General features: G+C 42.1%; 19 protein-coding genes. 13 read left to right on the top strand and 6 right to left on the bottom strand.

Going from position 1 to position 17,339, the window contains the following annotated elements; genetic code table 11:
- Positions 1–4: 4 nt before the first annotated feature.
- From pseI to HUO09_RS11080, 12 genes are all read left to right on the top strand, one after another.
- The gene (gene pseI, locus HUO09_RS11135) at positions 5–1,054 is read left to right on the top strand and encodes a pseudaminic acid synthase (RefSeq protein WP_188234029.1); all 1,050 of its coding nucleotides are present in this window, start codon (positions 5–7) and stop codon (positions 1,052–1,054) included.
- A gap of 212 nt (positions 1,055–1,266) precedes the next feature.
- Positions 1,267–2,112 (top strand): lateral flagellin LafA, encoded by an 846-nt coding sequence (gene lafA / locus HUO09_RS11130; RefSeq protein WP_188234028.1) that lies wholly within the window; start codon positions 1,267–1,269, stop codon positions 2,110–2,112.
- A gap of 202 nt (positions 2,113–2,314) precedes the next feature.
- Complete coding sequence (locus tag HUO09_RS11125; protein WP_188234027.1) at positions 2,315–3,061, top strand: hypothetical protein; 747 nt, start codon at positions 2,315–2,317, stop codon at positions 3,059–3,061.
- A gap of 106 nt (positions 3,062–3,167) precedes the next feature.
- Positions 3,168–4,505: a flagellar filament capping protein FliD gene (fliD, locus tag HUO09_RS11120; protein WP_188234026.1), complete on the top strand. Its 1,338-nt coding sequence runs from the start codon at positions 3,168–3,170 to the stop codon at positions 4,503–4,505.
- Positions 4,506–4,514: 9 nt separating this feature from the next.
- Positions 4,515–4,907: a flagellar protein FliS gene (locus HUO09_RS11115; protein WP_167413262.1), complete on the top strand. Its 393-nt coding sequence runs from the start codon at positions 4,515–4,517 to the stop codon at positions 4,905–4,907.
- 7 nt (positions 4,908–4,914) lie between these two features.
- Complete coding sequence (locus HUO09_RS11110) at positions 4,915–5,202, top strand: hypothetical protein (protein WP_167413261.1); 288 nt, start codon at positions 4,915–4,917, stop codon at positions 5,200–5,202.
- A 2-nt stretch (positions 5,203–5,204) separates the two neighbouring features.
- Positions 5,205–6,197 carry a flagellar hook-length control protein FliK gene (locus HUO09_RS11105; protein WP_188234025.1) on the top strand — a complete coding sequence of 331 codons (993 nt, stop codon included), beginning with the start codon at positions 5,205–5,207 and terminating at the stop codon, positions 6,195–6,197.
- A 4-nt stretch (positions 6,198–6,201) separates the two neighbouring features.
- Complete coding sequence (locus tag HUO09_RS11100; RefSeq protein ID WP_188234024.1) at positions 6,202–6,666, top strand: flagellar basal body-associated FliL family protein; 465 nt, start codon at positions 6,202–6,204, stop codon at positions 6,664–6,666.
- Positions 6,667–7,362, top strand: coding sequence for a sigma-70 family RNA polymerase sigma factor (locus HUO09_RS11095; RefSeq protein ID WP_188234023.1), 696 nt, complete (start codon positions 6,667–6,669; stop codon positions 7,360–7,362).
- A gap of 1 nt (position 7,363) precedes the next feature.
- Entirely contained in the window at positions 7,364–8,218 is an 855-nt protein-coding gene (gene motA / locus HUO09_RS11090; RefSeq protein WP_188234022.1) for a flagellar motor stator protein MotA, read from the top strand.
- 6 nt (positions 8,219–8,224) lie between these two features.
- A complete protein-coding gene (locus HUO09_RS11085) occupies positions 8,225–9,148 on the top strand; it encodes an OmpA family protein (RefSeq protein ID WP_188234021.1) in 924 nt (307 codons plus the stop codon).
- Positions 9,149–9,158: 10 nt separating this feature from the next.
- Entirely contained in the window at positions 9,159–9,461 is a 303-nt protein-coding gene (locus HUO09_RS11080) for a hypothetical protein (RefSeq protein ID WP_188234020.1), read from the top strand.
- 324 nt (positions 9,462–9,785) lie between these two features.
- On the opposite strand, the gene HUO09_RS11075 is transcribed toward HUO09_RS11080, so the two are convergent.
- Positions 9,786–11,123, bottom strand: a complete 1,338-nt coding sequence (locus HUO09_RS11075; protein ID WP_188234019.1) for a hypothetical protein — start codon at positions 11,121–11,123, stop codon at positions 9,786–9,788.
- Positions 11,124–11,412: 289 nt separating this feature from the next.
- Here HUO09_RS11075 and metE point away from each other — a divergent pair, with 289 nt between their 5' ends.
- A complete protein-coding gene (gene metE, locus HUO09_RS11070) occupies positions 11,413–13,722 on the top strand; it encodes a 5-methyltetrahydropteroyltriglutamate--homocysteine S-methyltransferase (RefSeq protein ID WP_188234018.1) in 2,310 nt (769 codons plus the stop codon).
- 75 nt (positions 13,723–13,797) lie between these two features.
- On the opposite strand, the gene HUO09_RS11065 is transcribed toward metE, so the two are convergent.
- From HUO09_RS11065 to HUO09_RS11045, 5 genes are all read right to left on the bottom strand, one after another.
- Positions 13,798–14,193 carry a GspS/AspS pilotin family protein gene (locus HUO09_RS11065; protein ID WP_188234017.1) on the bottom strand — a complete coding sequence of 132 codons (396 nt, stop codon included), beginning with the start codon at positions 14,191–14,193 and terminating at the stop codon, positions 13,798–13,800.
- A 1-nt stretch (position 14,194) separates the two neighbouring features.
- Complete coding sequence (locus tag HUO09_RS11060) at positions 14,195–14,491, bottom strand: YciI family protein (RefSeq protein WP_188234016.1); 297 nt, start codon at positions 14,489–14,491, stop codon at positions 14,195–14,197.
- A gap of 96 nt (positions 14,492–14,587) precedes the next feature.
- Positions 14,588–14,989, bottom strand: coding sequence for an acyl-CoA thioester hydrolase YciA (gene yciA, locus HUO09_RS11055; protein WP_167412038.1), 402 nt, complete (start codon positions 14,987–14,989; stop codon positions 14,588–14,590).
- Between the two features lie 117 nt (positions 14,990–15,106).
- Positions 15,107–15,652: a septation protein A gene (locus HUO09_RS11050; protein ID WP_167412037.1), complete on the bottom strand. Its 546-nt coding sequence runs from the start codon at positions 15,650–15,652 to the stop codon at positions 15,107–15,109.
- A gap of 141 nt (positions 15,653–15,793) precedes the next feature.
- Positions 15,794–17,089 carry a dicarboxylate/amino acid:cation symporter gene (locus HUO09_RS11045; protein ID WP_167412036.1) on the bottom strand — a complete coding sequence of 432 codons (1,296 nt, stop codon included), beginning with the start codon at positions 17,087–17,089 and terminating at the stop codon, positions 15,794–15,796.
- Between the last annotated feature and the right edge of the window lie 250 nt (positions 17,090–17,339).

Genomic DNA, 17,339 nt, shown 5'->3' with positions numbered 1-17,339 from the left:
TTCTATGACTTCTTACATTGAGATAGACGGACGAAAAATAGGTCCTGATTTCCCCCCTTATATTATTGCTGAACTATCTGCGAATCATAATGGTGACATTCAACGAGCCTTCCAAATAATGGAAGAAGCCAAGATGGCTGGCGCTGATGCTATCAAGCTACAAACCTATACTCACGAGACGATCACGATAAAATCGGACAAGGAAGATTTTCAAATACAGGGTGGATTATGGGATGGTCAAACACTCTACGAACTATATAGAGGTGCACATATGCCATGGGAATGGCATAAACCCTTATTTGAAAAGGCCGCGGAATTAGGTATTACCATTTTTAGCTCTCCTTTTGATTTCACAGCAGTAGATTTGTTAGAAGAACTTGATGCTCCTGCTTATAAAATTGCTTCTTTTGAGTTGGTGGATTTACCGCTTATTAGGCGTGTCGCCCAAACTGGCAAGCCGATGATAATGTCAACGGGAATGGCTGATGAAGAAGAAATCAGACAAGCTATTGACGTTGCAACGCAAAACGGTTGCTCTGAACTAGTTGTGCTGCATTGTGTGAGTGGTTACCCAGCACCAGCAGAGCAATATAATTTGCGCACTATTTCAGATATGCAATCACGTTTTGGCGTACTCGCAGGCCTCTCAGATCATACGATTGATAACGCTACTGCGGTGACGTCGGTTGCGCTGGGAGCATGTGTGATTGAGAAACACGTTACTCTGGATAGAAATGGTGGTGGTCCCGATGATAGTTTTTCATTAGAACCTCAAGAGCTGCGAAATTTATGTCGGGACGCAAAAACTGCTTGGCAGTCATTAGGGCAAATCAATTATCAAAGAACAGAGTCTGAACGAGGGAACGTAAAGTTCAGACGTTCACTTTATATAGTTCAAGACATAAAAGCAGGCGAAATATTCACTCATGACCATGTCCGTTCAATTCGACCGGGCAACGGAATTGCACCTAAATATCTTGATGACATTCTTGGTAAAGAGGCGAAGTGTGATTGCAGTTATGGAGATCCTGTCAGGTTCGATATGTTTAAGTAATGCCATTCTAATATCAATAATAAAAGCCAGCCTTATAGCTGGTTTTTATTATTTTGGCCGGTGCTTGTAAGATTAATTATTTTTCCTGTAGGAATATTCCGTTAATACTTTAATTTTCGTTTTTTTTGAAATAAATAAAATCACCCGGACGTAACTAATAAGTGAAAGGGATACGAAAAGTATCTAACCGAATTTTCTAAGAGGTAAATGTTATGGCTATTTCACTACATACTAACTACGCTAACCTAGTTACTCAAAACACGCTAAACAGCACAAACAACGCGCTATCAACTTCAATGGAGCGTCTATCAACAGGTTACCGTGTAAACTCAGCAGCAGATGATGCAGCGGGTCTTCAAATCGCTAACCGTCTAGAGCTTCAATCTCGTGGTATGTCAGTAGCATCACGTAACTCTCAAGACGCAATCTCAATGATGCAAACAGCAGAATCTTCAATGGATGAGATGACCAACATCGCATACCGTATGAACGATCTAGCAACGCAATCAGCGAACGGTTCAAACACAGCAGAAGACCGCGCAGCTATCGACGCAGAGTTCAAAGCACTTGCTTCACAAATGGGTGAAATTTCTAAGAACACTAACTTTGGTGGTCAAAAGCTGCTTGATGCAACATCAGGTATCTTTGCTCAAGGTGCAGTAACATTCCAAACAGGTTCAACCACTGCAGAGACAACAAACGTTGCAGTAAGCACTGGTCTAGCATCATTGAACGCGGCGTTAAGTGGCTTCGCTTCAATGTCTCTAGCAACAGCAACAGGCAGCACATCAGCAATGACAGCACTAGAAGGCTTCATTAACAAAGTTGGTGCTTCACGTGCGGCGTTCGGTGCTCAAATCAACAACCTAGAGCACAACATCAACAACCTAGCAAACATGACAGAGAACCTAGAAGCGTCTAAAGGTCGTATCATGGATACAGACTTCGCATCTGAGTCAGGCAATATGTCTAAGAACCAAATGCTAATGCAATCTGGTGCTCAAATGCTAAGTGCAACGAAGACAATTCCACAACTAGCAATGTCAATGCTAGGCTAATTTAAAATTAGTTCTGAATGTAAAAGCCAGCGCATGCCGCTGGTTTTTTTATATTTCTAATGCTGGCTAAGAGTTATTACATTTTTTTGTGGGAATATTCCTTAACCATTGATTTGAATGATCTAAGCGAAATAAAGCTATTGAATAGGTCGTTATAAATAAGTGTAGAAAAGCTGATTTAACCATTTAAAAGGAAATTATCATGATTATTTCTGTCCCCACTAATAATCAAGCTTATCTCACGACTCAGAATACCGTAACTGCGGATGTGAATAAGCCTAGTACCGCTGTCAATAATATTGATGAACGTGTAAACGCGGTTGTCGATGACAACGAGCAAACAAGCATCAAAATTGCCGATCGTTTAGCAGAGCGTTCGAATTTACCTGCTTACCAACAGAAAGAAGCGCAAAACACTTTAGCTCATATGCAAAATACTAAGAGCGTTTTATCTGAAATGGAAAGCGTAGCTTCACAGCTAAATGAAGCGATTGACCAAGACGATGCACAAGGTAACGAAAAAATCGCTCAGTTACGGGCTCAGCTAAAAGACTTAAATAAACAGCTGAAAGACGCTCATACACCTGAAGCTTCTGGTTTTTCAACATTGGCTACAGGCGAAGAAAAAGAAGTAAAGGTTAAGTTCAACAGTAGTGAAATATCATCTATTGCTGAAACGTTGAGCAAAATCGAGTTAACGGAAGATTCTAAACCTATCGCGAAGCAGCATTTATCTGGCGATGCCGGACTGATGAGCCAATTGGCAAAAACTCGCGCTGAACTTGATACACAACTGCAAGATGCATATGCCTCGCACTCAACAGCTGATAGCCAAAGTGTGCAACAAGCAAGTACTGCATCCAAAAGTACCATGCTCGAGCCTAATGGAGCTCAACAGCTAGCGGGAACGCAGACAACACCAGAGGTAGCGGTTTCAATCCTAAGCTAATTCCTACATAGGAATCAGCAGGGGTAGATGTTACCACTTTGGCTAACGCCCTATCATATAAATAGAAAGATCTGTCATAACGGTTGAGCCGTTTTTGGAGAGAATTATGCAAATCGATGCCTCAGCATATGCTGACCAACTCGCTTATTACGAGGTTTATGCGGCTCAAAACCGTTACTCAACACAGTTGAGTACTCTGCAAAGTCAAAACAGCATGCTCGGTAAAATCGATAATGCTTTGGATGCGTTAGATAACATCCTGTACAAGTTTACCAAGCCGAAAGGTACGCTCGCGCAAAGTGCAGTGACTCAGTCGAGTGAAGAGTTTTTCTCGGTAAATGCTGCAGGTTACGCAAAAAATATCAACATGGATATTTTTGTAGAACAGACGGCAGCATCGCACCAAATAGCAGTTAACGCGACAGGTACAGAAACCTCAGACATCTTTGCGGTTGCGGATGGTAAAACAACGCTCGCCGTGAATTTTGACGGAGTGGACAAAGAAATCACTCTGGGCGCAGAGGCTGACGATGATGGCGACGGCAATGTCTCTTATCAGGAAATGGTTAATTACTTCAATAAAACGATGGATGGTGGTGTTAGCGCTTCGTTAGTGCGTTCGAGCGGAGACATGAAACTGCTGTTTAGCTCTGAGGAAACCGGTGTTGAGAATCAGTTTACGGTAACGGCGTCACATGCAGATAGCGGAGAACTAGACGCTTTTACAACCGCTAACCAAAAAGTGATTAAAGAAGGGCGTGATGCCATCATCTGGATGGGTGATTACGGTTCAGGTATTGAGCTGACTAACAGTAGCAACACATTTGAAAACGTTGTGAATGGTGTCGATATCACTATCACAAAAGCGAATGCAGCTGGCGATGATACGACAAACTTCTCTATTGGTCCTGATAGTGCCGCCACAATCGAAACGTTGAACGAGTTTGTTGCTGCGTATAACGAAGCACTGAAAGTGCTAAATGAAGCAACACGTTCAGGTAGTGAGACAGAAGATCGTGGTGTATTAGCTTCAGATGGTTCAATTCGTGGCATTACTAGTGAACTGAAGAACCTAATTCGTACCTCGTACAATGGCGTCAGCTTGTTCGAAGTAGGTCTATCGCTCAACAAAGAGGGCGAGTTGGAACTCGATGCGGAGAAGTTTGATGAGGCCTCTGAACTTTATGATTTAGACGCAATATTTGTTGGTGAAGGCGGTCTGTTCAAGACTATGGAATCAACCGTTGAAAAATATGCGGATTACAACACGGGCTCTCTAAAGACGAAGAAGGATCGTAACTCTCTACAACAAGAGCGCGTCAATGATAAGTTAGATGAACTCGATACTAAGTATGAAATGTATTACAGACGTTATCTTACTCAGTTTACTAGTTTGAATAACATGATGTATTCGATGAACTCCATTTCAACACTATTTGCTTAAAGGTAGACAATGTTATTAGGTAATCAACAACAAGCGGCATATAGCAATGTGCAGATTCAAGCTAATGCGTCAGTGTCAAACACCTTTGAACTGATTTGTATGCTGCATGACCGCTTAGCTATCGAGCTAGATACGATTGTGTTTGCTATCGAAGAGAAGGATTTCCTTAAGAAATCAAAGGCAGCGCAAAAAGCCATCGACATTCTGATGGCTTTAGATGCTTCTTTAGATTTGGACAATCCTAACGAACTGATTGAAAACATTCATAATCTTTATGAACACAGCATTGCCACTGTGTTTAAAGGTTCTAAAGACTTAGACACTCAAGTGATCAAAGACCTGAAACAACCACTCGCAGATTTACGAGAAGGTTGGGAAGGGGCGATGAAGCTTTTGAGCTAATTTGATTATGAATCAGCAAGAATTAACCAAATTGTTGGCTTTTTATCAACGTGCACTTAATGAGCGTAGCGTTGAAAACATCGAGCGCAGCGTAAATCTGTTGCAGAAGCATTTACCCGCTGTGGACCAAACAGCAGAGGAGAACCTGGACGTGCTTGCAAAGCTCAAACAGGTTCACCTAGAGGCAACTTTGTTTATTCAAAATGAAAGGGATCTCATCAAAGTAGAAATGGATAGTTTAGGGAACAATAGGGCAAGAGACTTTGCCTATCAAAAAACGCAATTAAGTCGATAATTATGATTAATGGTTTAAGCCATAGTTCTACAGATACAACTACACTCGCAGAAGGCACCGTGCTGAATTCTAAGCAAGGATTCGGTTCAAGCGCTAATAAGCCTCAGAGCTTTGCTGCTTTACTTTTGGGAACCGACTCTGAAACCTTAGAGTTCGAGTTAGGTGTAGGTGCAGCGGAGGCTGAATCCGGTGACACTCTTGATCTCGTTTCAACGCTAGCAGACGACGCTTCTGCGGAGATGAATGACGAAGCTGCTGCATTGACGGCTGTCGCTGTCGCAACAACACACTTAGCAAACGCGACAAAGGAACCTTCAGTATCTGCGTCTTCTTCAGCGAAAGACTCTCTCGTATCAGCAGTTTCAAACGTGATGAGCACCAGTGCCTCTCTGACAACCGCTCAAGTTGCGACTAATCAATTGGCAACGAGTTCGCTGGTTGCACAAAACATCGTAGATAGCAGATTGATTGACGTTGCTGCGGTAAAAGAGCAAACGGTATCCGCTGATGCATTGTTAAATAATCACTCTCAATCTGCTCGCAGTGAGCTTAATGCTAACCTGCAGTTTAGAGCGGTTATGGATAAGTCCCTTTCAGCGCAGGAGTTAGGTGAGCGTTTAAGCGCAACGATTGCAGACAAAGTCAGTGTGCAGATCAATGCAAAAACACCTACAGCGACCATTCGCTTAGATCCACCAGATCTTGGGAAAATCGAGCTGGTTGTGAAACTCGATAATGACAAGCTTCATATTCAAATCAATGCTTCATCCAATACAACTCGAGAGTCAATTCAGATGACATCTGATCGCTTAAGAGCAGAGCTGGTTGAGCAAAACTTTTTAAATGTCGACGTATCTGTTTCTGGTGATCAGCAACAAAACACCGAGCAGGACTATTTCGTATCCAGTGATGAATTTATGGTTGTAGATAATTCTGCAGGCCTTGAATTAGATGCAGTAGAAGACATCGATAACAATGAATTAGCAAGAGCGTAATATTATGAAAATTGTAATTGCGGTATTAGCATCCGTATTATTAACCGTTGGCGCAATTATCGGTTTAAGTTTCGCAGGTATCAATATTGGTGGCCTATTTTCTGGTGAGTCTACAGATCAACAAAAAGTAGAAGTCATCAAAGATGCGCCTCAGAACTTTGATTTGAATATACCAACGGTTGAAGTGCCTTTACATGGAATGTTAATTCCTATCACCTTCTCAAAACGTCAAAGTTTGTTGTTGCTAGATCTTTATCTATATACACCGGAAAATAATGAAGAAGAGCTGAAAAATCATATTCCTAAGATTAAAAACCAAATTTTAAAAGTATTTAGTTTGAAGCCTGCTGAATATTTCCGTGATGAAATGTTCATTTTGAATCTTCAAGATGATTTGGATTACATGTTTAAAAAGGAAAAGCAGTGGAGAGTTAAGGAAGTTTTAGTCACCAAAGCGGTATATCAATAAATGTTGCTAGGTAAACAAGCGTACCAAAAGACGGAATTACAGCCCACAGCTCATAGGCATGCTATTGAGTCTGCGGCCATTCAGTCTAATCTGCCCTTGATCAATCGTTCACTGAAGCGATACAGAGGAGCAGTAGACGAAGATACATTAGAAGATCTGCGTCAAACGGCTTTGATAACGTTTGTTACTGAGCTGCGTAAATTTGACCATATCGTCAACGAAGACTTCATTAAGTCGGTTACGGTAAGAATGCGCGGAGCCATCATAGATGAGCTTCGCTCTCGCGATTATTTGAGTCGTGATAACCGAACATTGGCAAACAATATCAAGAAAGCTGAATCGGCTCTAATGGGGCAGCTTGGTCGCACTCCGAGACAGTCTGAAATTTGTAAAGTGCTTAATATTACGGCGCAGGAATATCTAGATGCGATGTCTGATCTTGTATTAAGTGACGATATTGAGCTGTATGACAGTGTTGATAATACAGAAGACGATAATAAAGAAGAGCTGGCATTATTTATTCAACAAGAGTTGGAAAAATTACCTGAGGAAGTTCAGCGTGTCATGTATTTAATGTATGTGATGGGATTAAGTACTCAGGAAACCGCACTCGCACTAGAAATAAGTGAAGTTAAAGTTCACAGATTAAAACACAAAGGTGTCGAGGTAATTAAATCTCGCGCGGAGAGAATTTAGAATGAAGCAAATATTGGCATTCGTAGGGATATTAGCAGTTATTGGTGTGTCATTTGTCATGTGGGGCGGAAGATTAGGCGCATTGGTTAAAGTATCAGAAATTATAGTTATTTTTGGTGCATCTTTTGGTGGGCTGATTATTTCGTGTTCATCATCAACGCTGAAATTAATGCTATCTCAAATAAAGCAATCAGTTGGTAAGAGTATTTATACTAAAGAGTACTACAACGAATTGCTTTCTTTGATGTTCGAGTTGATCAACGTAGTTAAAATGCAGAACTTAAAAGCGCTAGATACCCACGTTGAGAACCCTGAAGCAAGTAGCATCTTCACTAAATATCCAGCGATCATGAAAGACACCATTACGCTGAATTTCATTATCGATTCGTTCCGCCAAGTGATCAGTTCTAAAATTTCGGCGCATGAGTTAGAAGCGGCGCTAGAAGAAGAAATTGAAGTGCTGATGGAAGAATATGAGAAGCCAGGTAACAAACTTCATGCAACTGCGGAAGCCATGCCAGGTATCGGTATCTTAGCGGCGGTAATGGGTATTATCTTAACCATGCAGAACTTGGATGCGGATGTAACTATCATCGGCCAGAGTATTGCTGGCGCGCTGGTTGGTACTTTTACTGGTATTTTCGGTTGTTACTGTATGTTTGGTCCTTTGTCTGCATCAATGCACGATATTGCTGAAGAACAGGTAGCGCCGCTTCACTGCATTCGCTCTATCATCACGGGCTATCTGCAAAACCTGTCTCCACATATGTGTGTCAACGCTGGTCGTAAGCACATTGAAAGCCACGTTAAGCCAAGTTTTACAGACTTAGAGCAAACACTAGAAAGCCTAAGGTAATCCGTTATGAGTAATGCTGGTGTAACAATAATTAAGAAGAAAAAGAATAAAGGTTCAGACCTAACTCATGGTGGCTGGAAGGTTGCCATGGCGGACTTGATGATTTCAATGATGTGTCTGTTTCTTATTCTTTGGCTTCTGTCAGTTATGGACTCTGAAGATAGTCAGGATCTGGTGGAGTATTTTCAGACGGGTCAATTGCAAGCCGATGGCTTGGGCAACTCAGTTAGCCCAATCGCTTTGCAAGAGATAGCGACCTCAAATCATGAATCTGACATGCATCGTGTCGAAGATACTTCTCTGATTGAAGGTGAAGTAGACAGTCAGCAAGAGCTGGAAGTTTTCGCCCGCCTGATTGAAGAGCAGATTGAAGAAATTCAAGGTATGGGGAGTGTTCAAGTTACAGTGACTCCACAGGGTTTGAAAATCATGATCAGTGACTCAGATCAAGGTCAGATGTTCTACCGTGGTGGCGCTAATATGACGCCGTTTTACCAAGATTTGTTACTGCACTTAGCGCCAGTATTTAAACGTGTTACCAACGCGATGGTTATTACTGGTCATACGGATGCAAGTCGTTATGTAGGTTCGAAAACAACCAACTGGGAACTGTCGGCAAACCGCGCCAACCAAGCTCGTTACTTTTTGACGCAAGGTGGAGTTTCTAATGATCAGATATTTCAAGTATCCGGTATGGCTGACACTGCGCCGCTCAACCCCGAAGATCCTAAGAGCTCAGATAACCGACGCATAGAAGTGTTTGTTCTTACTACCAGCGCACAGAAACAATTGAGCGAAGTGTATAAGAACTTACCGAAGATTGAATCTGCGGGCAAAGAAGCAGATAAAAAAGTAATGGATACTATTGAACGTCAGGAAAGAGAGGCTGCAAAAGCTGCTCGGGACAATCAGCTACCCACATCTTATTAGGCTTTGATACTTGTTTAGAAGCATACATAAGGTCAGTAATGCGACACTTCGTCAAATAAAACGTTGGGTTGCATGGCTGACCTTAGTTAATTATTTACTGGCGGTTATCTACGCCACTGCTGCGCATGTGAATTCCTCTTGGATATTCATGATTGGTGCATCCTTATTGGGCTACAACTACCTGTTGGTCCGCATGGTTATTTCCATTCCTAAACGCACATTTGTAATGAAAAGCCACCGTTATCTCGCTGTGCCCTGTGTCGTCAGCGTGTTTACAGCGTGCGCTGTCATCGTGGTGAGTGTCTGGCGTTAGCTTGTCGTTATTACAGCTGTGAAACGAAACCATCACCACAAATCCTTACTGCTAATACATACAACAAATCCAAGCGGCATTGATGAGCGATAGGCGAGTTATGGTGCAACCTACTGTCTTTCTCAGTATCAACGAATAATTAGAAAGTCTTCTTTCATTTCGGCAATACTGTTGATATGAAAGTGCACCTCAGGCCTCAATGAAAAGCCTTGAAGCAAATAACAACCAGATATTTCCTGTGAGGTTGTATAGTTTGAATATGAGGTATAAAAAAAGCTCTGCAATCGCAGAGCTTTTGTGTATTCGAAAACAAGTGGGAAGTGGTTAACGCTCGTTTCCTTCTTTAATCACTTCTTTTTGAGCGATAGACAGCAAGTTATCAATACTTGCCGTGTCTTGAAGGTTGGCAATGACACGCGTTGCTTTGAGTTTCAGTTTTTTATCTGAGTAGGTTTCTTCATTGAGGTTGTAGAAAACCTTATTCAAGATCTTCGTGGCGTTCTCAGTTGAACATTTCGGCAGCAGCATGATCAACTCATCTTCGTGTTTTGGATTCTTGATAAGATAGTCGCTCGCTCGGATAAAAGAACTAACGGTATCCACCATGAATTTTTGTGCAACCAAATGAGCGTTATGTTCTTTGGCTTCATCCAAATCATACTTAATTAGGATCAGAGAGTTCACTTCATTGCCGTTAACCACATCTTCTAAATGGCGTGTCTTTGTTATTTCAAAACGGTAGGTTTTTGTACCGTCATCGTAAAAAGCTTCTTTTCGTTCAACCATGTTCATGGTCATTTTGTCGAAATCACGCTTGTTAATGATCATAAAGATAATGCAGAAAGCGATCAGTGAATACACGACGGTTAAGTAGGCTTTGCTAAACCAGAGCTCAAGATACGAAACTTTTAACCTAAGAATGTTCTTTTGGTCGATATTGTAATTTTCGTGATAGTTGAAAAGAGGATTCTTAGTGGTCGAGAACACATAGATGTTCTTGCCGTTCTCGTATTTTTTCTCGATAAGTACTTTGGTGTTAAATGCTTCTTTGACAGGGATATCTAAAATCAAGCTACCCGTTTTTTCACCATTGTGCGTAATTGCGGTAGAAAGTGTCAGAGTTATCCCGCCTGCTTTTGTATTCTCGAAAATGTCATAAGTGTAGGTGCCAGTGCTGGATTTACTGTTGTCGTAAAGAAATGAACAGTACTCAGAAGTGCTACATTTAATCTCTTCTTTATAAGTCGAGCGTCCAGTCGGTTTTACACTATAGAAGATCGATTTGGAGTTGAATGAAAGGTAGCTAAGCGCATTAACATATTGGCTGTTCACAAACTCTGGAGCGCTGTTGTAGAGCTGAGTCAGAGCATCAAGTGTGATCACATCCGTAAGGTCAATGTTGTTGTCGTCGAATAGATATTTTACGTCTCTATTTTGCTTTTCAACGATGGAAGCATCCTGCTCTTTACTTAATTCTGATTGGATATTGCTTCCCGTAATATGCAGTTTGTCTCGCGCAGCATCAAAAACAGAAATGAAGTTATTGAAGTCGTGTATTTTTTGTTTAACAAGGCCATCAGTTATTACTGTTAGATGCAGCGCATTTAATAATAAGCCCAGACATAAACTAACTAAGACTGTCAGCAGGATTTTTTTCATCACTCAAACTCAAATGGGGGTTAAAACTCAACTCACTATTTTAGGTCCGTGGGGATTTTGCTGTATGTAGGATTAGTCTGTTTGTCGCAAAGGAAAGGCTGCTTGCACAGTGGGGTTCAGCATCATTTGTCGTTTGGTTTGTTACTTTGCTGCTGAAGTGATTTAGCGCGCATGAATATTTTTAATAAACAAGTTGAATATTAGTTGATTGTTTCAATTAGCGGCTAGGGTAATAGTTTAGCCATCCAGACATCTTTTTGTCTAACCTCAGATTAATAGAAGGAACGATCATATGGCGACTATTACACATATTTTGGGCTATCCACGCATTGGCGAAAAACGCGAACTTAAATTTGCATTAGAGAAATACTGGCGTGGTGATATCACTCAGCAAGAGCTAAAAGCGGTGGGGAGTGAAATCCGCCATAACAACTGGGCTTTACAAAAAGAAGCGGGTTTAAGCTTTACGACAGCCGGAGATTTTGCATGGTATGACCATGTTCTTACCACCACCTTGCTGCTTGGACATGTTCCTGCTCGTCATCATCTGTCTCATAACAAAGATAGCTTTCCAGATCTTGATACTCTTTTCCGAGTTGGACGTGGTCAGTCTCAAAATTCGTGTGGTTGTAGCGGCAGTGCGGCATCGGACATGACCAAATGGTTCAATACTAACTATCACTACATCGTTCCTGAATTCAGTTCTGACGATAAGTTTGAAGTGAGCTGGCCGCAGCTATTTGAAGAAGTCAATGAAGCGGTGAAAACAGGTGCAAATGTAAAACCAGTGCTTTTGGGACCAGTGAGTTATCTCTACTTGGGGAAAGAAGTGGAAGACAATTTTGATCGTTTAACATTGCTTTCACGTTTGCTAACGGCTTATCAAAGCATTTTGTCTAAATTGGCTAAACAAGGGGTAGAGTGGGTTCAAATCGATGAGCCAGTACTGTCACTGGAGTTAGAAAGCCAATGGCAAGATGCATTTAAACTGGCGTATCAGGTACTGCAAGGTGATGTAAAAGTGCTGCTAACGACCTACTTTGATTCGGTGATTGATACGTTAGACAAAATTGTTGCACTGCCTGTTAACGGGCTTCACATTGATATTTCAGCTGCGCCACAACAGCTAGATAGCGTACTAGAGAAGCTTCCACAACAGTGGGTGTTGTCTGTGGGGGCTATCAACGGCAGAAATGTGTGGCGTGCAGATTTAGGCAACCTGCGTAACAGATTGCAGCCAATAAAAGATAAGCTGGGTGATCGCCTTTGGATTGCGAGTTCATGCTCGTTACTTCACAGCCCGGTGAATTTAGAACTCGAACAGGATCTCTCAACAGAAGTACGCAGCTGGTTTGCGTTTGCTAAGCAAAAAGTCACCGAAGTCGCACTACTTGGACGAGCATTAGATGGCAACCAAGAAGCGATTCTGGCTTGTGACACTTATAGTCTGCCTATTGTTGATAGAAAAACCGCAACGCATGTAAACAAGCCTCAAGTGCAATCGAGGGTTAACGCTATCACGGCTTCATTGGCGGAGCGCAGTGAGCCGTACAAGCAACGTGCGGTGACACAAGCTAAGCAGTTGGGCTTACCATTATTTCCGACCACAACTATTGGCTCATTCCCGCAAACTGGAGAGATCCGTGCTCAACGCAGCGCTTTTCGCACAGGTGCGATACCGGAGGCGGATTATATCTCGGCGCTCAAAGGTCACATTGCTGATGCAGTGAAGCGTCAGGAGGCTCTGGGGCTGGATGTATTGGTACATGGTGAAGCAGAACGTAACGACATGGTCGAATACTTTGCTGAAAACTTATCAGGTTTCCAAACCACTCAGTTTGGATGGGTACAAAGCTACGGCTCTCGCTGTGTTAAGCCTGCGATTGTGGTTGCCGATATTGAACGCGATAAACCAATCACTGTGGAATGGTCAAGTTATGCTCAATCATTAACGAATAAGAAGATGAAAGGAATGCTAACAGGGCCGGTTACTATCTTATGTTGGACTTTCCCTCGTGAAGATATCAGCCGCAAAGAAATCGCACAGCAACTGGCGCTGGCATTGCGTGACGAAGTATCTGATTTACAGGATGCAGGGATTAATATTATCCAGATTGATGAACCGGCGATTCGCGAAGGTTTGCCTCTGAAGAAACGTGACCACAAGGCATACTTAGATTGGGCGGTAGAAGCGTTCAAAATCTCTGCGGCAAGCGCCACATCGCATACCCAGATTCATACACACATGTGTTACAGCGAATTTAACGAAATCATTGACTCAGTGGCAGCGCTGGATGCAGATGTGATTACCATTGAAACCTCTCGCTCGAACATGGAACTTTTGAAAGCGTTCGAAGAGTTCAATTATCCGAACGAAATTGGTCCGGGTGTTTACGATATCCACTCGCCAAACATTCCAACACAAGAATGGATTGAAGGCTTATTGCGTAAAGCGTCTGCCAAGATCCCAGCAGTACGACTATGGGTAAACCCTGATTGCGGTCTGAAAACGCGTAACTGGAAAGAAGTGGAAGCGTCGCTGATCAACATGGTGTTAGCGGCAAAAACTTTGCGCGAAGAAGCACAAAGTAACGCAGCATAATCGCTAGTTGGAATAACAAACAAGGGGCTCAAATGAGCCCCTTGTCTTTAGAACAAAGCATTTTAGAGAGTAAAGCTATTGTGAAGCGCAAGTTTGCTCAGTGATGAGTTCATCGACCATCAGTTGCCCGCGAGTGTTACGCATTTTAATACGGTAACTTAAACCTACTTCAAGGTTTGCTTTGATATTCTTGTCTGAACAAAAGGTGCTGATACTGCTTTGCATAACCTGAGTGACAGGTTTGGCATTTTTATCATCAGCGTTATAAACCATCATCATTTCAATGGTGGTGTCTTTGGCAGTCGCACGCATGATGTTGAGTGGACCATATTCTAAAGGCAGTTCAGCGCTCAGCAGGCTGGCTCTATTATCTGCAAGTAGTTCAAGATTTCTCTGGTTGTCTGAATTAGAACTACAACCTGAGAGCAGGACTAAGCCGAAAGCGATAAACCCAGCAATACTTTTTTTCATATTAAAATACTTTCTTGAACGGTTTGATGATGACATCTGCATAAACACCGGCTGCGACATAAGGATCTGCCTCTGCCCATGCTTTGGCTTCTTCTAACGAGTTGAAATCAGCAATAACGGTTGAGCCAGTGAAACCTGCTTCTCCCGGGTTTTCTGAATCAATAGCAGGTAGTGGGCCAGCGGTCAGTAAACGGCCTTCATCTTGAAGTACTTGTAAGCGTTCTAAGTGCGCAGCACGAACACTCATACGTTTTTCCAGAGAATTCTCAACGTCTTGAGAAAAAATGACATACCACATAATCCATATCCTTATAATTGACTGAGACGGCAAGTTAACAGCGTTAATGTACTGAAACTTGGCAATATTAATACCTTGATGGTGATGTTTCTGTGATCAGTTTCCTGCGTTAATCGGGCGAGGGCGTCCATTGGAATCAATTGCGACATAATTAAATGTTGCTTCACACACTTGGAAACGGTCACCGATACCGTCGACTTTAACGGGTTTTACCCAAACTTCTAAGTTAATCGACATAGAAGTGCGACCTATTTTAGTACATTCACCATAACAGCAGACCACATCACCCACTTTCACTGGTTTTTTAAACGCGATGCTGGAAACAGAGGCTGTAACAATACGACCAGAAGAAATCTCTTTCGCCAAAATACCGCCAGCCAAGTCCAACTGAGACATAATCCAACCACCAAAAATATCGCCATTTGCATTGGTGTCTGCTGGCATAGCGACGGTTCTAAGTAATAACTGGCCTTTAGGGGAACCGACTTCCTGACTCATTTCAAATTCCGTAGTAAGCAAAACAGCGACTGAGTTTACCAAGTCGCTGTCAGAAAAGAGGGCATTATAGCAGTAAATTCTGCTGCTTATTAACCCCTAAGAGTCATGTAGAACAGTCTATTGATTGGAATTTTTCTGTTCTTTAGGAAGATGTTTGTAAATATAAACGCCAGTCAGTAGCGTGTAGACAAATGTTGCGATAAGAAGGCCGAACACTTTGAAGTTCACCCAAACATCTAGAGGTAGCTGATAAGCAACGTAGATATTCACTACGGCGCAGATGGCGAAAAAGCTGACCCATGCCCAGTTTACTTTTGCCCATACACTGTCAGGCAAAGTGATTTCTTTACCTAGCATACTTTTGATTGCTGATTTGCCCATCAAATGACTGATGGTCAGACCCAGAGCAAACACTGTGTAAACAATGGTTACTTTCCATTTAATGAAGTTGTCATCGTGAAGGAAAATTGTCATACCACCAAAGATGGCGACAACAGCAAAAGTGATGAGCTGCATTTTTTCAACTTTCTTGTACACAAAGTACGAAATAGCTACTTGAATCGCGGTTGCAGCGATCAGTGCAGCTGTTGCAACATAAATATCGTATAGCTTAAACAGAGCAAAGAAGATAAATAGAGGAATAAACTCAATCAGTTGTTTCATTATGTGGGTACATCCAAACTTTTCGTTGCCGACAGTCTACTCAATTTGCTCTGTCATCTGAATAGCTATTAGCGATTTAGTTACAAATTAGAGAAATGAAAAAACCGCTCTGATGAGCGGTTTTTGTTAGAAATTCAGCTATTAAGCTTGCTGATCTTGATAAACTTTTTCAGCTTCAGAATCTTCAATCATAGAATCAACGATCACTGCACAAGCTGCATCACCAGTGATGTTTAGTGCGGTACGGATCATATCGAAGATACGGTCTAGAGCGAATAGCAGTGGTAGACCTTCAATTGGAATGCCTGCAGCAAGAAGAACTGCTACAACAAGGAATGAAGGACCAGGTACACCCGCTTGACCAACAGCACCTAGCGTTGCAGTCACGATGATTGCAATGTAAGCACCCATTGATAGGTCAATGTGGAATAGTTGAGCAAAGAACACTGCGACCAAGCCGTAGTAGATTGCGTTACCAGACATGTTGATCGTTGCACCTAGAGGCAGAACGAATGACGCTGTCGAGTTACGTACACCTAGCTCTTTCTCAACGGTATCCATAGTAACAGGAAGTGTTGCCATAGAAGATGCTGTTGAAAGAGCAACCGCCTGTGGCTTCTTCATTGCACTGATGAATTTCTTAGCTGAAGTTTTGCTGAAGAAATGAATCATTGCTGGATAAACGATGAAACCAAAAACCAGGATAGCGGCTGTGTAAACCACAAACAGTTTGAATACCACCATTAGGGCACCAAAGCCGAATGTACCTACTGCTTCAGCCATCAGACCGAATACGCCGATTGGAGCGATAACCATTACCTTGTTGATCATCCACACCATTGAATCAACGATAGTGTTTACACCATTGATGACAGGTTCGCGTTTCTCTGGGCTCTGTTTTGAAATGGCAATACCTAAGAACAAGCAGAAAACGAGAATTTGCAGAATGTTTGCGTCGTTCAAAGATTGGAATACGTTAGTCGGAATCATACCGATAACGGTTGCCCAAAACGTAGGTAGTTCACCTTTTGATGCGTATTCTGCTGAGAACATGCCTTCAACACCAGAAACATCAATACCCATACCCGGTTGGAATACTTCACCCATAACCAGTGCAAGAGCAACTGCCAAAGCAGAAGTCACAGCAAAGTAACCTAGGGTCACGAAACCCACTTTACCTGCTGAGTGGCTATTGCCTAGGCCAGCTGCACCTGAAATCAGAGCAACAGCAACCAGAGGAATAACTAACATCTTGATTAGGTTAATGAAAATGGCACCCAACGGAGAAAACATTGTCGCATCGTGACCCATGACAGCACCAATAAGAGTACCGAGTACCATGGCAATCACAACTTGAACACCAATGTTCTGTAGTAAATTCTTTTGTTTTAACACTTCCTTAACCCCTGTGCTAATAATGTGTAAATTTGTAGACATAACCACTAACCAATCCTCGATTAGTGGAAAATTATGTTGCTCGGTTTTTTACACTTATATTTCACAATTGGCAATATGCATCTGCGTAGGATTTGACTTATTCACCCATTTTGGTGGATGAAGTGGTTAATTATTGAGCATAGAAAACGTTTGCTTGGGGGGTTTGTAACAAAAATGAGTAGCCGATGCAGCAGGGAGCACTTGACGGAAGTAGTCGGTTAAATGTTAAAAAAATATGATCAACTTCTAA

This window comes from Vibrio sp. Y2-5 (assembly GCF_014596725.1).
GTDB lineage: Bacteria > Pseudomonadota > Gammaproteobacteria > Enterobacterales > Vibrionaceae > Vibrio.
This window is presented reverse-complemented; position numbering and strand designations above follow the sequence as displayed.

Coding starts and splice junctions, on each gene's coding strand:
- lafA (WP_188234028.1), top strand. CDS start 1,267: ATGGCTATTTCACTACATACTAACTACGCTAACCTAGTTACTCAAAAC.
- HUO09_RS11045 (WP_167412036.1), bottom strand. CDS start 17,089: ATGTCTACAAATTTACACATTATTAGCACAGGGGTTAAGGAAGTGTTA.
- HUO09_RS11085 (WP_188234021.1), top strand. CDS start 8,225: ATGAGTAATGCTGGTGTAACAATAATTAAGAAGAAAAAGAATAAAGGT.
- HUO09_RS11125 (WP_188234027.1), top strand. CDS start 2,315: ATGATTATTTCTGTCCCCACTAATAATCAAGCTTATCTCACGACTCAG.
- HUO09_RS11065 (WP_188234017.1), bottom strand. CDS start 14,193: ATGAAAAAAAGTATTGCTGGGTTTATCGCTTTCGGCTTAGTCCTGCTC.
- fliD (WP_188234026.1), top strand. CDS start 3,168: ATGCAAATCGATGCCTCAGCATATGCTGACCAACTCGCTTATTACGAG.
- HUO09_RS11095 (WP_188234023.1), top strand. CDS start 6,667: ATGTTGCTAGGTAAACAAGCGTACCAAAAGACGGAATTACAGCCCACA.
- HUO09_RS11050 (WP_167412037.1), bottom strand. CDS start 15,652: ATGAAACAACTGATTGAGTTTATTCCTCTATTTATCTTCTTTGCTCTG.
- HUO09_RS11105 (WP_188234025.1), top strand. CDS start 5,205: ATGATTAATGGTTTAAGCCATAGTTCTACAGATACAACTACACTCGCA.
- motA (WP_188234022.1), top strand. CDS start 7,364: ATGAAGCAAATATTGGCATTCGTAGGGATATTAGCAGTTATTGGTGTG.
- HUO09_RS11100 (WP_188234024.1), top strand. CDS start 6,202: ATGAAAATTGTAATTGCGGTATTAGCATCCGTATTATTAACCGTTGGC.
- metE (WP_188234018.1), top strand. CDS start 11,413: ATGGCGACTATTACACATATTTTGGGCTATCCACGCATTGGCGAAAAA.
- yciA (WP_167412038.1), bottom strand. CDS start 14,989: ATGAGTCAGGAAGTCGGTTCCCCTAAAGGCCAGTTATTACTTAGAACC.
- HUO09_RS11115 (WP_167413262.1), top strand. CDS start 4,515: ATGTTATTAGGTAATCAACAACAAGCGGCATATAGCAATGTGCAGATT.
- pseI (WP_188234029.1), top strand. CDS start 5: ATGACTTCTTACATTGAGATAGACGGACGAAAAATAGGTCCTGATTTC.
- HUO09_RS11060 (WP_188234016.1), bottom strand. CDS start 14,491: ATGTGGTATGTCATTTTTTCTCAAGACGTTGAGAATTCTCTGGAAAAA.
- HUO09_RS11110 (WP_167413261.1), top strand. CDS start 4,915: ATGAATCAGCAAGAATTAACCAAATTGTTGGCTTTTTATCAACGTGCA.